Source organism: Rhizobium sp. FY34, assembly GCF_005222845.1.
Taxonomy (GTDB): Bacteria; Pseudomonadota; Alphaproteobacteria; order Rhizobiales; family Rhizobiaceae; genus Neorhizobium.
Genome location: NZ_STFZ01000011.1, coordinates 496,940 through 511,416, shown reverse-complemented (window position 1 = coordinate 511,416; position 14,477 = coordinate 496,940). Strand labels below are relative to the sequence as shown.

The 14,477-nt window shown below is 60.9% G+C and carries 15 protein-coding genes; 7 read left to right on the top strand and 8 right to left on the bottom strand.

Annotation, left to right across the window (positions count from 1 at the left end; genetic code table 11):
• Positions 1–31 precede the first annotated feature (31 nt).
• Positions 32–1,129, bottom strand: coding sequence for a carboxynorspermidine decarboxylase (locus E8M77_RS09420; protein ID WP_137130360.1), 1,098 nt, complete (start codon positions 1,127–1,129; stop codon positions 32–34).
• 276 nt (positions 1,130–1,405) lie between these two features.
• Between E8M77_RS09420 and E8M77_RS09415 the strand changes: the two genes are divergently transcribed.
• The 4 genes from E8M77_RS09415 (at position 1,406) to leuA (ending at position 5,173) form a co-directional block, all read left to right on the top strand.
• Entirely contained in the window at positions 1,406–2,584 is a 1,179-nt protein-coding gene (locus E8M77_RS09415) for a benzoate/H(+) symporter BenE family transporter (protein WP_137130359.1), read from the top strand.
• A gap of 39 nt (positions 2,585–2,623) precedes the next feature.
• Positions 2,624–2,893 (top strand): BrnT family toxin, encoded by a 270-nt coding sequence (locus E8M77_RS09410; RefSeq protein ID WP_137130358.1) that lies wholly within the window; start codon positions 2,624–2,626, stop codon positions 2,891–2,893.
• The gene (locus tag E8M77_RS09405; protein ID WP_170975802.1) at positions 2,874–3,122 is read left to right on the top strand and encodes a CopG family antitoxin; all 249 of its coding nucleotides are present in this window, start codon (positions 2,874–2,876) and stop codon (positions 3,120–3,122) included. The genes E8M77_RS09410 and E8M77_RS09405 overlap by 20 nt, the downstream gene beginning before the upstream one ends.
• A gap of 326 nt (positions 3,123–3,448) precedes the next feature.
• Entirely contained in the window at positions 3,449–5,173 is a 1,725-nt protein-coding gene (gene leuA, locus E8M77_RS09400; protein WP_137130357.1) for a 2-isopropylmalate synthase, read from the top strand.
• A gap of 249 nt (positions 5,174–5,422) precedes the next feature.
• Here the strand turns inward: leuA and E8M77_RS09395 are convergent, their stop codons facing one another.
• The gene (locus E8M77_RS09395) at positions 5,423–6,823 is read right to left on the bottom strand and encodes a PLP-dependent aminotransferase family protein (RefSeq protein ID WP_137130356.1); all 1,401 of its coding nucleotides are present in this window, start codon (positions 6,821–6,823) and stop codon (positions 5,423–5,425) included.
• Positions 6,824–6,937: 114 nt separating this feature from the next.
• Here E8M77_RS09395 and E8M77_RS09390 point away from each other — a divergent pair, with 114 nt between their 5' ends.
• The gene (locus tag E8M77_RS09390; RefSeq protein WP_137130355.1) at positions 6,938–7,801 is read left to right on the top strand and encodes a DMT family transporter; all 864 of its coding nucleotides are present in this window, start codon (positions 6,938–6,940) and stop codon (positions 7,799–7,801) included.
• A gap of 6 nt (positions 7,802–7,807) precedes the next feature.
• On the opposite strand, the gene E8M77_RS09385 is transcribed toward E8M77_RS09390, so the two are convergent.
• From E8M77_RS09385 to E8M77_RS09375, 3 genes are all read right to left on the bottom strand, one after another.
• Positions 7,808–8,638: an anti-sigma factor gene (locus tag E8M77_RS09385; protein ID WP_137130354.1), complete on the bottom strand. Its 831-nt coding sequence runs from the start codon at positions 8,636–8,638 to the stop codon at positions 7,808–7,810.
• Positions 8,638–9,117: a sigma factor-like helix-turn-helix DNA-binding protein gene (locus E8M77_RS09380; RefSeq protein WP_137130353.1), complete on the bottom strand. Its 480-nt coding sequence runs from the start codon at positions 9,115–9,117 to the stop codon at positions 8,638–8,640. The genes E8M77_RS09385 and E8M77_RS09380 overlap by 1 nt, the downstream gene beginning before the upstream one ends.
• A gap of 87 nt (positions 9,118–9,204) precedes the next feature.
• Positions 9,205–10,158, bottom strand: a complete 954-nt coding sequence (locus tag E8M77_RS09375) for a metallophosphoesterase (protein WP_137130352.1) — start codon at positions 10,156–10,158, stop codon at positions 9,205–9,207.
• A 41-nt stretch (positions 10,159–10,199) separates the two neighbouring features.
• Between E8M77_RS09375 and E8M77_RS09370 the strand changes: the two genes are divergently transcribed.
• Positions 10,200–10,688: an NUDIX domain-containing protein gene (locus E8M77_RS09370; protein WP_137130351.1), complete on the top strand. Its 489-nt coding sequence runs from the start codon at positions 10,200–10,202 to the stop codon at positions 10,686–10,688.
• A 36-nt stretch (positions 10,689–10,724) separates the two neighbouring features.
• On the opposite strand, the gene E8M77_RS09365 is transcribed toward E8M77_RS09370, so the two are convergent.
• From E8M77_RS09365 to E8M77_RS09355, 3 genes are read right to left on the bottom strand one after another with little or no spacing between them, the layout of a single operon-like run.
• A complete protein-coding gene (locus E8M77_RS09365; protein ID WP_137130350.1) occupies positions 10,725–11,981 on the bottom strand; it encodes a CCA tRNA nucleotidyltransferase in 1,257 nt (418 codons plus the stop codon).
• Positions 11,978–12,610: a CoA pyrophosphatase gene (locus tag E8M77_RS09360; protein WP_137130479.1), complete on the bottom strand. Its 633-nt coding sequence runs from the start codon at positions 12,608–12,610 to the stop codon at positions 11,978–11,980. The genes E8M77_RS09365 and E8M77_RS09360 overlap by 4 nt, the downstream gene beginning before the upstream one ends.
• 11 nt (positions 12,611–12,621) lie before the next feature.
• A complete protein-coding gene (locus tag E8M77_RS09355; protein WP_137130478.1) occupies positions 12,622–13,245 on the bottom strand; it encodes a DUF1285 domain-containing protein in 624 nt (207 codons plus the stop codon).
• Positions 13,246–13,416: 171 nt separating this feature from the next.
• Between E8M77_RS09355 and E8M77_RS09350 the strand changes: the two genes are divergently transcribed.
• The gene (locus tag E8M77_RS09350) at positions 13,417–14,430 is read left to right on the top strand and encodes a MoxR family ATPase (RefSeq protein WP_137130349.1); all 1,014 of its coding nucleotides are present in this window, start codon (positions 13,417–13,419) and stop codon (positions 14,428–14,430) included.
• Positions 14,431–14,477 lie beyond the last annotated feature (47 nt).

Sequence of the window (14,477 nt, the reverse complement as noted above, 5' to 3'; positions counted from 1 at the left end):
ACTCCTTCGTGTCCAATCGTCAGAAGCCTTTTCAGGAAAGGCTGTGTTCGTAGTCCGTGTAGTCAAACTCACGGACCGTCCTGATGCTGCCATCCAGTTCGCGGATGGCGATTGACGGCATTTGCACGCCGTTAAACCAGTTCTTCTTGACCATGGTATAACCGGCAGCGTCCTGGATGGAGATCCGGTCGCCGATCTTCAGGTCATGGTCGAAATTGAATTCGCCGAAAATATCTCCGGCCAGGCACGATTTGCCGCAGATCATGATGCGGTGCGGGCCATCATTCGGGCTCATCTTGGCGCTTTCGCGGTAGATGAGGAGGTCGAGCATATGCGCCTCGACGGATGAATCGACGATCGCAAGCTTCTTGCCGTTATAGAGCGTATCGAGCACCGAGACTTCCAGCGTCGTGGATTTGGTAATCGAGGCCTCGCCCGGCTCCAGATAGACCTGCGCGCCATACTCGCCGGAAAAGCGCTTCAGGCGTTCCGCGAATTTTGCCAGCGGATAGTCCTCGCCGGTGAAATGGATGCCGCCGCCAAGGCTTACCCATTCGGCTTTTTTGAGAAGCGGCGCGAATTTTTCCTCGATCTGGCCGAGCATGCGGTCGAAGAGGTCAAAATCGCCGTTTTCGCAATTGTTGTGGATCATGAAGCCGGAGACGAGATCCATCACCGGCTCGACCTGTTTCACATCCCATTCGCCAAGCCGCGAGAAGGGGCGGGCGGGATCGGCGAGATCAAAACTGGAGGAGGATACGCCGGGATTGAGACGCAGGCCGCGCGTGATGCCGGATGCCTTGTCGGCATAGCGGGTCAACTGGCCGATCGAATTGAAGATGATCTTGTCGGCGTGGGAAATCACCTCGTCGATCTCGTAATCGGCGTAAGCGACGGAATAGGCGTGCGTTTCCTTACCGAAGCGCTCATGGCCAAGGCGCACTTCGTTGAGTGAGGACGAGGTCGTTCCGTCCATATAGTCGCGCATGAAATCGAACACGCCCCAGGTGGCAAAGCACTTGAGCGCCAGAAGCGCCTTTGCACCGGAAAGTTCGCGTAAGGTCGCGATCTTTTCCATATTGGCAAGCAGCTTCGACTTGTCGATCAGATAATAGGGCGTCTGGATCACGGCCTGTTTCTCGCGCTTTCAGAAAAACCAAGGATGGCGAGGTAGGGAAAAGCTTTGTCATAGGCAAGCGCCAAGCGCCAGATCTTGCCACAATCTGCCGTTTTTCCGCGAAAAAGCGTCACTGGATGGTCAGCGGGCCTTCGGGAATGCTGTATCTTCCTTGCGCCTCTGCCTGTTTGGAGAGCATGGGGAGACCGGGAGCGCCGGCAAAACGGCTTGCCAAGTGCCGGCCGTTCTGCTTCTCACCGCTCTTCGTGGCTGCTTCAGAGACCGCTTATGCTCAAAGATTTTTCCGCCCAGGCCATGATCATGGGTCTGCTCACCGCCTTTGTCGGCTTCGTCAGTTCGTTTGCGGTGATCATGCAGGGGTTGACGGCGATGGGCGCCTCCCCGGATGAGGTGGCATCCGCGCTGCTGGTTCTGTCGGTGCTGATGGGGTCGCTCGGCGTGATCCTGCCGGTCTGGAAGCGCATGCCGATCAGTATCGCCTGGTCAACGCCTGGCGCAGCGCTTCTGGCGGGCATTGGCGTGATCGAGGGTGGGTTTCCGGCAGCGGTGGGCGCCTTCGTCATCTGCGCGGCGCTGATCGTGCTGTCTGGGCTATTCTCGCCGCTTGGGCGTGCGATTAGAATGATCCCGGCGCCGCTTGCCAAGGCCATGCTGGCCGGCATTCTCGTCAATCTCTGCCTGGCGCCGGTCAAGGCCGTCGCCTTCAATCCGCTGTTTGGTCTGCCCATCGTCGCCACATGGATGGTGTTTGTCATCTGGAAGCGGCTCTGGGCAGTGCCGGCGGCTTTGGCCGCCTTCGCGCTTGTGCTCCTCTTCGGTGTCGGGCTTCCGGCAGATGTGCTGGCGGAACTGAGCCACGCCATTCACCCGCAGATGATTTTTGTCGCGCCGGTGTTTACCCTGCATGGCGCCATTTCGGTGGCAGTGCCGCTGTTCATCGTCACCATGGCCTCGCAGAATATTCCCGGTATCGCGATCCTGAAGGTTCATGGCTATGAGCCTTCGCCAAGTCTGCTCTTCTCACTAACCGGCGTGTTTTCCGCCATCGGCGCGCTGTTTGGCACGGTGCCGGTCAACCTGGCCGCCGTGACAGCGGCCATGTGCGCCAGCGAAGAGGCGCATGCCGATCCGAAGCGGCGCTACTGGTCGGCGCTGGTGGGCGGTATCGGCTATATCCTGCTTGGGCTTCTGGCCTCCGCCATCATCGCCTTCGTGGCGCTGTCACCACCCATCCTGTTGCAGGCCGTGGCGGGTCTGGCGCTTGTCGGCGCCTTTTCCAGCTCTGCCCAGGCGGCGTTTCGCGATGTGGAGACGCGTGAGGCGGCTGCCATCACCTTTCTCGTCACGGCCTCCGGCCTTGCCTTTGCCGGGGTGTCCGGCGCTTTCTGGGGGCTGGTGGCCGGCGCGGTCATGCTCGGGCTGAAACGGATATCAACGAAGGGTTGAGGATTTCGATTCCTGCGCGCGCCCGTGCTTTGATGCGGCATGGAGTTCGAATTCGATCCGGTCAAGAGCGCTGCCAATAAAGAAAAGCATGGGATCGACTTTGTCGAGGCCCAGGCTTTGTGGTATGATGTGCGGGGCGTCGAGTTCGATACGGACCATGTCGCAGAGAACAGGCGTGTCTTGATAGGCCGCATCCATGGTGTGTTCTGGACGGCGATCTACACCCCGCGTGGGGAGAATATTCGCATCATCTCTGTCCGTCGGGCCAGAATTCAGGAAAGGCGTCGGTATGAAGACAATCAGCGCTGAAGAATTCGATCGCAAATTCGATGATGGCGAGGACATCAGCGACTATGTCGACTGGAGTAAGGCAACCCGGCCCAATCTGGAGCCCGTTCAGATGACGGTAATGGTCAAGCGTGGGACTATGTTGCACTTAGACAGGCGTGCCAAGCAACTTGGTGTGACACGGGATGCACTCCTTGAAATCTGGCTGACGGAAAAACTGGAAGCGGCTTCGGCGGCAGCCGCCGAATAACCCGCTTGCACTGTGCATTTTCCCGCGCTATCAAACTTCCATGACGATCAACGGCACAACCATTGCTGCGACTGACATGACTGCCCGCACTGCGGCCGGCATTCGCGCATCCGTGCCAAACTCGCTTCTTCTTCTCGGCCTTATCCGCGGTTGCCGGGTCCGTTGAGGAGCGCCCGGCGGCCGTAAGCGCCCGTCGGCTCAAAGCTCCTCGCAGAATTTCCCCGATTTGAAACCAAAAGCCTCGACTGAGGCCTTGATCCACGTTCCGAGCGCTGTCACAGGCTTTTGCCACAAGCGCCGACGCTGGACGCGAAGGAGAAGAGACCATGGACGCCAAGAATTCCGCCGCCACTGTGACCGCCTCGGCCAAAAAGGGCATGCCCGACGCATCGCGCAAATACCGCGCCTATCCGCAGATCCAGATCCCTGACCGCACCTGGCCCTCCAAGGTGATCGACAAGGCGCCGATCTGGTGTTCGGTCGATTTGCGCGACGGCAACCAGTCGCTGGTCAACCCCATGGGGCATGACCGCAAGGCGCGCATGTTCAAGCTGCTGCTCGACATGGGCTTCAAGGAAATCGAGATCGGCTTCCCGTCCGCCTCACAGACCGATTTCGATTTTGCCCGCTGGTGCGTGGAAGAGGGCGGCGTGCCGGAAGATGTCTCGTTGCAGGTTCTCGTGCAGTGCCGGCCGGAGCTGATCACCCGCACTTTCGAGGCGCTGCAAGGCGCGCACCGGCCGATCATCCATTTCTATAATTCCACCTCGGAACTGCAGCGCCGCGTCGTGTTTGCCAAGGATGTTCCGGGCATCAAGCAGATCGCTGTGGATGCCGCCAAGATGATCATCGATATGGCTGAGAAGGCTGGCGGCGGCTACCGCTATGAATATTCGCCGGAAAGCTTTACCGGCACCGAGCTGGAAGTGGCGCTGGAGATCTGCAACGCGGTGATTGCCGAAATCAAGCCGACCGCCGAGAACAAGCTGATCCTCAACCTGCCATCGACCGTCGAGATGGCGACGCCGAATATCTATGCCGACCAGATCGAATGGATGTGCCGCAACCTGGATAACCGCGAAAACGTCATCATCTCTCTGCATCCGCACAATGACCGTGGTACGGGGATTGCCGCGACCGAACTCGGCCTGATGGCCGGCGCTGACCGTGTCGAAGGCACGCTGTTCGGCAATGGCGAGCGCACCGGCAATGTCGATGTCGTGGCGCTGGCGCTCAACATGTATACGCAGGGCGTTGATCCGGAACTGGATTGCACCGATATCGAGCGCATCAAGGCCGTCTACGAATATTCCAATGAAATGGTCATTCCCGAGCGCCATCCTTATGTCGGTGAACTGGTCTATACGGCGTTTTCCGGCTCGCACCAGGATGCCATCAACAAGGGCATGAAGGCGGTAAAGACCGCCAATTCCCCGGTCTGGGAAGTGCCTTACCTGCCGATCGATCCGCAGGATGTCGGGCGCACCTATGAGGCGATCATCCGCATCAACTCGCAGTCGGGCAAGGGTGGCATCGCCTATATCCTGCAGGCCGATTACGGCATCAACCTGCCGCGCAATCTTCAGGTGGAATTCCGCGAGGATATCCAGCGCATTACCGACGAGGAAGGCAAGGAACTGCCTTCCAGAAGCATCTATGACCGCTTTATCGCGCGCTATGTGGAGCAGCCGGAAGGCCGTCTCAAATTTGTCGATCACCACACCTACCCGGCCGGCATGGAGCAGAAGGGTATCCGCGTGGTGGCCGCCGAAATCACCGATAAGGGCGAGACAAAGCGCATCGAGGGCAAGGGCACCGGCCCGATCGACGGCTTCATCAATGCCCTGTCGATCTATCTCGGCGTTGAATTGTCGGTGGCGGATTATTCCGAGCATTCGCTGCAACATGGCTCGAATGCTTCGGCCATTGCCTATGTTGAGGTGGAGCATGCCGGCGGCAAGCTGTTTGGTGTCGGCATCAATACCAATATCGTCGCAGCCTCGCTGGAGGCGATTGTCTCAGCCGCCAACCAGGTCCTGGCCGGCAAGTAACGTGTTTCGTGTTTGATGTGCAGGAGATGCCCGGTGCTACCAAGCGCCGGGCGTTTTTTGTAATAAAACAAAGGCCGGTAGGCTGTTGAAACAGGTTGCGTCAGTGACCTTTGCCCCCCTCATCCTCCTGCCGGCATCTTCTCCCCGCTGGGGAGAAGATGGAATGCCACAACGCTTTCGGTCCCTTCTACCCTGCGGGGTGAGGGGGCAATCCGCCCGCTCACAGAACCCAGCATCTCGCGACGTGTCTCAACAAACCTGCTGCAAGGCCTCTGCCAGCACCGCATCAATACGACGGTCCTGCATCTGCGCCACGTTGAAGCGCATCAGGGGGCCGGCGGTCTGGCTGAGGCTGAACACATTGCCCGGCGCCAGCACTACGCCCTGCGACAAGGCAAGCTGCGCAATCGTTGCCGAATCGGCGCCCCGCGGCAGGCGACACCAGAGATAAAAACCGCCGCGGGGCGACAAAACCAGTTCTATGCCAAGCCGGCTGAGCCGTTCGCCCACATCCCGTCTGGCATGCGAGAGTTTGCGACGCAGGTCCTCCATATGCTTGCGATAGCCGCCGGCGGAGAGAACATGCGCGACCACTTCTGCGGAGATCGGGCTCGGCCCGCCGAAATTGGTGGCCACCTGCAGGTCGACAAGACCGTCGATCCAGTCTGCTCGTGCAGCAATGTAACCGCAGCGGATGGAGGCCGACAGCGTTTTTGAGAAACTGCCGATGCGGATCACATTGGTAAGGCCATCCAGTGCTGCAAGCCTTGCCGAAGCCTCTGGCTCGAAATCGGCAAAGATGTCGTCCTCGACAATGGTGGCACCGTGCCGGGCGGCAAGGTTCAGCAGCCGATGGGCCGTCTGTGGCGAAACCGTTGCGCCGGTCGGGTTGTGCAGGCCGGAATTGGTGATGTAGAGGCGCGGCTTATGGTTGGTCAGGACTGCCTCGAAGGCGTCGAGATCTGGCCCGGTGGCGGTAAAGGGAACGCTGACAGTCTGCACCTGATGTACAGTCAACAGCGCCTGAAAGTTGAAATAGCACGGATCATCGATCAGTACCGTATCGCCGGGGCGCAACAGGAAGCGGCAAGTCAGATCGAGGGCCTGCGTGCCGGTGGCCGTCAACAGCACCTGATCAGGATCGACAGCCATGCCTTCGTCAGCAAAGCGGGAGGCAAGCAGTCGGCGCAGGTTGGGTGCGCCGCGCGTGCTGCCATAGTCGGAAAGCAGCATGGTATCCGAGCGCGCAACGTGGCGCATGGCACGGCCCAGGGCCTCCTGCGGCATCCAGTCGGCGGGAAGCCAGCCACAGCCGGGTTTCAGCACGGTCTGGTCAGCATCAAGGGACTGGCGCGATACCCAGAAGGGATCGACGGCCCGCGCCTGTGGCGTTGAAGCCTTCATCAGGGAGAGTGGCGCACAGGCACTTTCCGCGACGTAGAAGCCGGAACCGCGTTTCGCACGGATCAACCCGTCTGCGACCAGCCGGTCATAGGCTTCCACCACGGTGGTCGGGGAAACCTTCATCAGACCAGCAAAACTGCGCACCGAAGGCAGGCGATCACCGGGCAGGAGTGCACGGCTTTCGATGCGAGTGCGGATCGCCGCCATCACCTCCATTGTGCGCGTACCGGCGGACTTGCTGGGCATTCTTCCTCCAAGTGTAACAAATAATATACCAGTACAGTTTGGATGGATTGTATCTCTTCGTATCTGTCGCTGCCAAGCGCCTTTGCCTAAGCAGGCACCAGAAAGCGAGGGACAATGAAAGCTTCTCTGGATGGATGGTTGAGCGGGTTTATGGGCATGGTGATCTTCAGCGGATCGCTGCCGGCGACGCGGGTGGCGGTGGCGGATCTGTCTCCGCTGTTTCTGACCTCGGCGCGCGCGGTGATTGCCGCTGGGCTGGCGGCGATGCTGCTCTTTTGCCTGGGCGAAAAGCGTCCAGTGCGTGCCGATCTTGCTTCGCTTGTGGTCATTGCGGCTGGCGTGGTGGTCGGCTTTCCGTTGCTGACGGCACTTGCGCTCCAGACCATCACCTCGGCCCATTCCATTGTCTTCATCGGACTTTTGCCGCTTGCCACCGCCATCTTCGGTGTGCTGCGCGGCGGTGAGCGGCCAAAACCGCTGTTCTGGCTGTTTTCCTGCCTCGGCAGTGCAGTTGTCGCCGGGTTCGCTTTGGTTACTGGCGGCGCGGGCGCGCTACCGGGCGATCTGTTGATGCTGGCTGCCGTGATCGTCTGCGGCCTTGGCTATGCGGAAGGGGCAAGGCTGTCACGTCGGCTTGGCGGCTGGCAGGTGATCTGCTGGGCGCTGATTCTGGCCCTCGCGCCGATGCTCGTCATTGCGCTCGCCACTCTGCCGGCGGATTGGTCGGCGGTGGGGGTGGGCGCCTGGGGCGGGCTTGCCTATGTCTCGGTGTTCAGCATGCTGGTTGGCTTCGTTTTCTGGTATCGCGGGCTGGCGCTGGGCGGCATCGCAGCTGTCGGCCAGCTGCAATTGCTGCAACCCTTTTTCGGCCTGCTGCTGGCCGGTTTTTTGCTGCATGAACCGGTGAGCCCGATGATGATTGCGGTCACTCTTTGCGTGGTGCTGTGTGTGGTGGGGGCGAGACGCTTTGCGCGCTGATCCCGCTCAGATAATCCCGGCCACCTTGGAGGCGAGCGTGTCCAGCATGGCATCTGCCGAGGGGCCCGTCAGCACATAGCTTGCCTGCAGCCCCTGCCAGACGACGAGCCCGATATCATCGCGGATGACCTCGCGCATGCCGGTTTCCGACGGGGCGATGCTCTTGGTGAAGGAAATGGCGATCACGTCCGAATCGCCATTGCGATAGATCAGTTGTCCAACCGGGCGGCCACCGGCTGAATAGAGGCGTGCACCGAGAAACTGTAGGCCTTCCTTGGACAGGTCCGGGATGCGGAAGGACACGCCGGTGGTTGCCATCAGCCAGTCAACGATATGCGCCGATTCGATGGCCGGCACTTCCACCAGATGGCGGGATTGACGCGAAAACAGTCGGTAATGCGAGGCCACATCGTCGAGCCATGCCTTGTTGGGATCTCCGGCAAGATCGGCATAGGTCGTCATGCCCGGTCGACCGGCTAGCATGTAGCCTGCGCTGGTACCCAATGCGAACATGACCAGAGAGGCGGTGATGATGGCGGTGACGCTGGGCTTGACGGGCAGACGTGGACGCGCGGAACCCGGCAGGCGCACAGCGCGACGCGGCGGTGTAGCCGTGCGGATCGAGCGCACCAGGTCCAGCGATACCGGTTCCTTCAGCATGTCTTCGAAGGATTTGCGCGCCCGCTCGTCGCACAGGCGCAATTCCTCCAGACGCGCGCGTGCCTGCGGATCCTGTTGCAATATCGCCTCGAGTGCCTCGCGCTCATTGTCGGTGAGCTCGCCATCCAGCAGAAGCGAGACCTGCAGATCGATTGGCTTCACGCGCCCGTCGTGCATCAGGCTCTCCGTTCGGCAGCGGCGGCCGCTGCTGCTGCAAGTTCACGGCGTGCCGAAACCATGGAATCGGCGATAATTTCTGGCGCGATCCCCATCACCGCCGCTGCTTCAAGGTAGGAAAGCCCCTCGACGACGCAGAGGAGGAATATAGCGGCATTGTCCTTTGTCAGCGTGTCCATGATCGAATGTCGAGCCTTCTCGCGTGCGGCCGGCTTTTCGGGCCTTGCATCAGCCTCCCCGGCCTTGCGCTTGCGTGGATCATCCCGCGAGAGTGCGCGCAGGAGAGCAAAGAGACGCGGCTCAAGCCGTCTTTCTCCGTGCCACTGATGCGATTTCTGGATGGCCTGCTCGCAGGCTGACGCCACGAGTTCATCCACGCGCCCGGCATCGGATGTCAATGTCATGGCAAAGCGACGGATCTGCGGCAGAAGCGCCACGAGTTCACGCCGAATATCCGTGCCTGGGGAATGTGCGTCCATGCGGTCCCGTCGAGCCCTGGGTTTCTTGTGATTGCTAAATCAGTTCTGGCTTAACAATAAAGCAGGCCGGGCTTTCGCCAAGCTGGCTCAATCCACTGGTTGCAGGAATTCTTGCGCGGGGATCGCCGTGGCATCGCCATGCAGCACGTGCCTCTGTTCGTGCACTATGGCATCGGCTGCTGGCGTCAGTCCGTAACGGTCGCAGGCAAGGTTCCAGGCGCCCGGTTCACCCGTCAGCGAAAACAGATTGTAGGCGGCCGGAGGCTTATGGCCGCCTGGCCCTTGTGAGGCCGAGGCAATGCCCATCACCGGCACGGGGCCGTGATGGGTTTTCAGCGTATAGACCGTGTTGAGATGAGTATGGCCATGCAAGACCAGTTCTGCGCCGCCAATCGACAAGGCGGCGGCAAAGCGCCTTATGCCGATCATGCGCTTGTGCGATGAGGCCGCCCCCCGCACCGGCGGATGGTGGATCAGAACGACCCGGAACAAGCCCTCATCCTTCGCGCGCTTTAAATGATTGGCCAGTTCGCGTGCCTGGCGGGCGCTGAAATAGCCGGCGGCGGAAAACGGAATAGTGGCATTCGACGTGGAACAACCGATGATCGCGATGGGCCCGCGCCGTCGATAGGTCGGAAACACATGTTCCTCGTCCGGCCAGTCCACTGGTCCTTCGTCCCCGGCAATGAAGGGATACCATTCGCGTACGGAGCGATGATGGGCGCCCGGCACATAGGCATCGTGATTGCCGGGCACGACTGTGGTATCCAGAGGCTCGCCTATCGAGCGAAGCCATTCGCCAGCCAGCCGGATTTCGATCGGCGTCGCAAGATTGACGAGATCGCCGGTAATCATCAGATGTTCCGGCGCGCGCAAGCGCATGTCACCGAGCAAAAGGTCCAGCGTATCCGCCTGCATGTGCTTGCGCCGGTTGCGATGCCAGTTGATGAAGCCGGTGATGCGCTTCGATGCCAGCTCACGCACTGACAGGCGGGGCAGGGGCCCGAGATGGATATCGGAGATGTGCGCAAACGTGTACATGCCAGGAGACATAAAGCCAAGCAGGCAGGGGGGCAAGGCGCATGCAGCGCGAAGGTGTCGCGGAAATCTCAGGCTGGAAAACGCGGACCATGGTGTTCTTTCTGCACCGTATCTTTGCGTTGACCCGTGGCATGACGCTTGGCGTGCGCGCCGCCTGCTTCGATGATGAGGGGCGGGTATTCCTCGTGCGCCATACCTATGTGCCCGGCTGGTACATGCCGGGCGGCGGCGTGGAGCGCGGTGAGACTGTGCAGGCGGCGCTTGTCAAGGAACTGCGGGAAGAAGGCAATCTCGAATTGCTGGAGAGCCCGGAGATTTTCCATGTCTACCAGAACCGCCGGGCAAGTGCGCGCGACCATGTGATTTTCTACCGGGCGAAAGTGCGCCAGAGCGCGCCGCGACTTGCTGATCGGGAAATCGCCGAGAGCGGTTTCTTTGCTCTCGATGCCCTGCCGGCAGACGTGACGACGGCAACGCTTGCCCGCCTGAACGAACTGGCCGGCAAAGCAGAGAAGGCGGAGATCTGGTGATCGACCGCTGGCACTGACCGCCTTCTGCTGAAGAGGTCAGCCGGCGACCATCTCCGCCAGCTTCGTGCTCAGCGCTTCGCGGTCCAGCGCGAAATTGCGCTCCACCCAGAGTTTTTCGATATCGCCGAGCAATTGCCCGACCTTTGGACCGGCTGGCACGCCAAGCGCCATGACGTCGGCACCGCTCAGCGGCAGAGCCGGCTTGCTGAACTGTTCGGCACGTTTCAGCAAGGTGGAAAACCGTGCGGATTTCAGCATGTCGGCATCGCTTGCCACGGCATTGGTGCGAGCGCTGGACAAAGACAGTTTCAGGCGCATCAACATTCCGTCTCTGCCATTCCAGTAGAGAAGCCGGTCGAGTGCCGTCTCGGCAAGCTCAGGCGTGGGCGCCGGCGCCTTGGCCCAGAGCGCCAACCGCTCGGCCTCTGCATTGGATGTACGAAGCCGCTTGGTCATGGCGGCGATCCGCTCACCATCCGGCGGCACCATGCCCGCCAGCCGAAGCAGCGGGTCGGGCGTCCAGCCGAGGGATTGTTCCGTGGTGACCAGGCCATGGATGGCGTCGATGCCCCATTTTTCGGTTTCCGGCAGGATGGCGGTCAGCACGCCGGTGGTGCGCATCCACAAAAGCGCGCGTGATGGGTCGGGAACAGACAGAAGCTTCTTCATCTCGGCCCAGACCCGTTCTGCCGATAACTGGTCGAGCCGATCCCTGGCCTTGGCAACGGCCCGCAAGCCATCGGCATCCGGACGGCCGGAGCCATAGGTGGCAAAGAAACGGAAGAAACGCAGAACCCGCAGATAGTCCTCGGCAATGCGCGTCGAGGCGTCGCCGATGAAGCGCACCGTGCGCGTCTCGATATCCTTCAGCCCATCAACGAGATCGACCACCGTACCATCGACGGTCGCGTAGAGCGCATTGATGGTAAAATCGCGCCGTTCGGCATCCTCCTGCCAATCGGTGCCGAAGGCCACCTGCGCATGGCGTCCATCGGTTGTCACGTCCCGGCGAAGCGTCGTCACCTCAAAGCCGCGTCCATCGACAACCAGCGTCACCGTGCCGTGGTCGATGCCGGTCGGGACGGCCTTGAGGCCGGCGGCGCGCGCGCGCTCCATCACCACCTGCGGCAGGTTGGTGGTGGCAAAATCGACATCCGAGATCGCAACGCCCATCAGGGCATTGCGTACGGCACCGCCCACGACGCGCCCCTCGCCACCCTCTGCATTCAGAAGTGCAAACACCCGCTCTACAGCGGGATCGGTGAGCCAGGTCTGTCCGGCAAGGCTCGTCATGCATATAACCTTTCATAGAGGGTCCGCAGAATGCCTGCGGTAATGCCCCAGATATTCCATTCGCCATAGGGCATGCGGTAGAAGTGGCGAACGGCGCCCTGCCATTCGCGGCTGCCGGTCTCGTGATTGGCCGGGTCCATCAGAAAGGCAAGCGGCACCTCGAAGGCCTGATCGACCTCGGTCGGGTTCAGCCTCAGATCAAAGCCGCGCTCGACGACCGCCAGCACTGGCGTGATGCGAAAACCGGTAGCAGCAAAATAATCCGGCAGGCGACCAACAGGCTCGACGAAGCGCCTGTCGAGGCCGATTTCTTCTTCTGCTTCGCGCAGGGCTGCCGCCTCGACGCTTGCATCTTCCGGATCGACGGCGCCGCCGGGAAAAGCGATCTGGCCCGAATGCTTGCGCAAGGTTGCCGTGCGCTGTGTGAGGATGATCTTGGCCCCATCCGGATCATTGACGACCGGTACCAGCACCGCTGCATCGCGCAGTGTCAGACCTTCCAGATGCGCCAGAATGCCGGGATTGAGCAGGTGGTCGCCATGTTCACGCGAGGCAAGCTCGATTGGCGGGCCCCCCTGATGTGCGGCGCGGCGGCGAAATTCATCGGCCGAATAAAAATCCGGGTTCAGCAGCAGGTTACTCATTGCGACAGACGATCCAGTTCTGCGGCCGGCATGATGGGAAAGATGGCGCCGCCCGAGCATAGTGCAAACATTTCGATGCCATCCACGTCAATCACTTGCCCATGCTCGATCAGTTCATAGGTGAGCGCCCGCGTGACGAGGGCTTCCAGCCGCCCGCGCACCAGCACATAGGGCTTGAGCGCCCCCGTCTGAGGCTCGATGGCAAGGCGTAGCGGATGATCCGCATCAATCTCCACGAGATCGCCGACATTGGTACGCAGTGTGATGAGCGGTGCACCGTCACGCTGCGTGAGCGTCATCTCCACGGCCAGGAACGGCGCATCCTCGATGCGAATGCCGAGTTTTTCCACAGGCGTGACGAGGTAGGTCTGGCCGTCCTCATCCTTGCGCAAAACGGTGGAGAAAAGCCGCACCAGTGCCGGCCTGCCGATCGGGGTTCCCAGATAGAACCAGTTGCCATCGGCGCGGATTTCCATGTCGATATCGCCGCAAAATGGCGGATTCCAGCGCTCAACGGGCGGCAAACCGCGATTCTGCTCGCCGGTCTGCTCGGCGGCGCGGCCGATCAATGCGGCAAGACCTGCTGCGTCCGTCGCGGTATTTATCGTCATGCCTGCCATAATTTCCGTCATGGTTGCGGTTTATGCGTCCAGTCTCACGAGATAGTCATTCAGATCGTTCTTGTCAGCCGCCAAGGCGGGAATAAGTTGGACAGAATGGACCACTCGTCTATTGAGAGCGATTCGCCAGACCGGGCATCATGCCGGGTTGAAAGCCTGATGGAGACCGACATGGGTGTGATGACTTCCACCGAAACTCCACTCGATGAAAAAGCCATCATCGCAGCCGCCGAAAGGGCGCTCTCCGATATCGCCGAAATCCGGGCGGAAGTCTCCAAGGTGATCTTCGGCCAGGAACAGGTGGTGGAAAACACTCTGATCGCAGTCCTGTCCGGCGGCCATGCGCTGTTGGTCGGTGTGCCGGGGCTTGCCAAGACCAAGCTCGTCACCACGCTTGGCACGGTGCTGGGCCTGAACGCCAACCGCATTCAGTTCACACCCGACCTGATGCCGTCGGATATTCTCGGCACTGAAGTGATGGACCAGGACGAGAATGGTCGCCGTTCGTTCCGCTTCGTCAAGGGACCTGTCTTTGCGCAATTGCTGATGGCCGACGAAATCAACCGCGCCAGCCCGCGCACGCAGTCGGCGCTTCTGCAATCCATGCAGGAATACCATATCACCATGGCCGGCCAGCGCTATGACCTGCCGGCGCCTTTCCATGTGCTGGCCACGCAGAACCCGCTGGAGCAGGAAGGTACTTACCCGCTACCCGAAGCCCAGCTCGACCGCTTCCTTTTGCAGGTTGACGTGCTCTATCCGGATCTGGCCGCCGAACGGCAGATCCTGCTCGACACCACAGGCCTATCCGAGGCGAAGGCGCGCAGCATTATCGATGCGCCGCGCCTGCAGGAGATCCAGTCTCTCATCCGCCAGATGCCGGTCAGCGATACGGTGGTCGATGCCATTCTGTCGCTGGTGCGCTCGGCGCGTCCCGGCCATGGCAATACGATGACCGACCGGCATGTTGCCTGGGGGCCGGGCCCGCGTGCCGGCCAGGCGCTGATGCTCTGCGCCCGTGCCAGAGCCCTCTATCAGGGCCGGCTTGCCCCATCGCTGGATGATGTGCATGCGCTGGCCGAACCGGTGCTGGAACATCGCATGGCGCTGACCTTTGCGGCGCGTGCCGAAGGGATGTCCGTGCGCGACGTGATTGCGGGCCTGGTCAAGCAGGCGCGCGGCTGACCCGCCGCGTGTTGCTGACCAGGACAGTACAGACCGGAAAAACAGGT

Coding starts and splice junctions, on each gene's coding strand:
- E8M77_RS09415 (WP_137130359.1), top strand. CDS start 1,406: ATGCTCAAAGATTTTTCCGCCCAGGCCATGATCATGGGTCTGCTCACC.
- E8M77_RS09410 (WP_137130358.1), top strand. CDS start 2,624: ATGGAGTTCGAATTCGATCCGGTCAAGAGCGCTGCCAATAAAGAAAAG.
- E8M77_RS09405 (WP_170975802.1), top strand. CDS start 2,874: ATGAAGACAATCAGCGCTGAAGAATTCGATCGCAAATTCGATGATGGC.
- leuA (WP_137130357.1), top strand. CDS start 3,449: ATGGACGCCAAGAATTCCGCCGCCACTGTGACCGCCTCGGCCAAAAAG.
- E8M77_RS09395 (WP_137130356.1), bottom strand. CDS start 6,823: ATGCCCAGCAAGTCCGCCGGTACGCGCACAATGGAGGTGATGGCGGCG.
- E8M77_RS09390 (WP_137130355.1), top strand. CDS start 6,938: ATGAAAGCTTCTCTGGATGGATGGTTGAGCGGGTTTATGGGCATGGTG.
- E8M77_RS09385 (WP_137130354.1), bottom strand. CDS start 8,638: ATGCACGACGGGCGCGTGAAGCCAATCGATCTGCAGGTCTCGCTTCTG.
- E8M77_RS09380 (WP_137130353.1), bottom strand. CDS start 9,117: ATGGACGCACATTCCCCAGGCACGGATATTCGGCGTGAACTCGTGGCG.
- E8M77_RS09375 (WP_137130352.1), bottom strand. CDS start 10,158: ATGTACACGTTTGCGCACATCTCCGATATCCATCTCGGGCCCCTGCCC.
- E8M77_RS09370 (WP_137130351.1), top strand. CDS start 10,200: ATGCAGCGCGAAGGTGTCGCGGAAATCTCAGGCTGGAAAACGCGGACC.
- E8M77_RS09365 (WP_137130350.1), bottom strand. CDS start 11,981: ATGACGAGCCTTGCCGGACAGACCTGGCTCACCGATCCCGCTGTAGAG.
- E8M77_RS09355 (WP_137130478.1), bottom strand. CDS start 13,245: ATGGCAGGCATGACGATAAATACCGCGACGGACGCAGCAGGTCTTGCC.
- E8M77_RS09350 (WP_137130349.1), top strand. CDS start 13,417: ATGGGTGTGATGACTTCCACCGAAACTCCACTCGATGAAAAAGCCATC.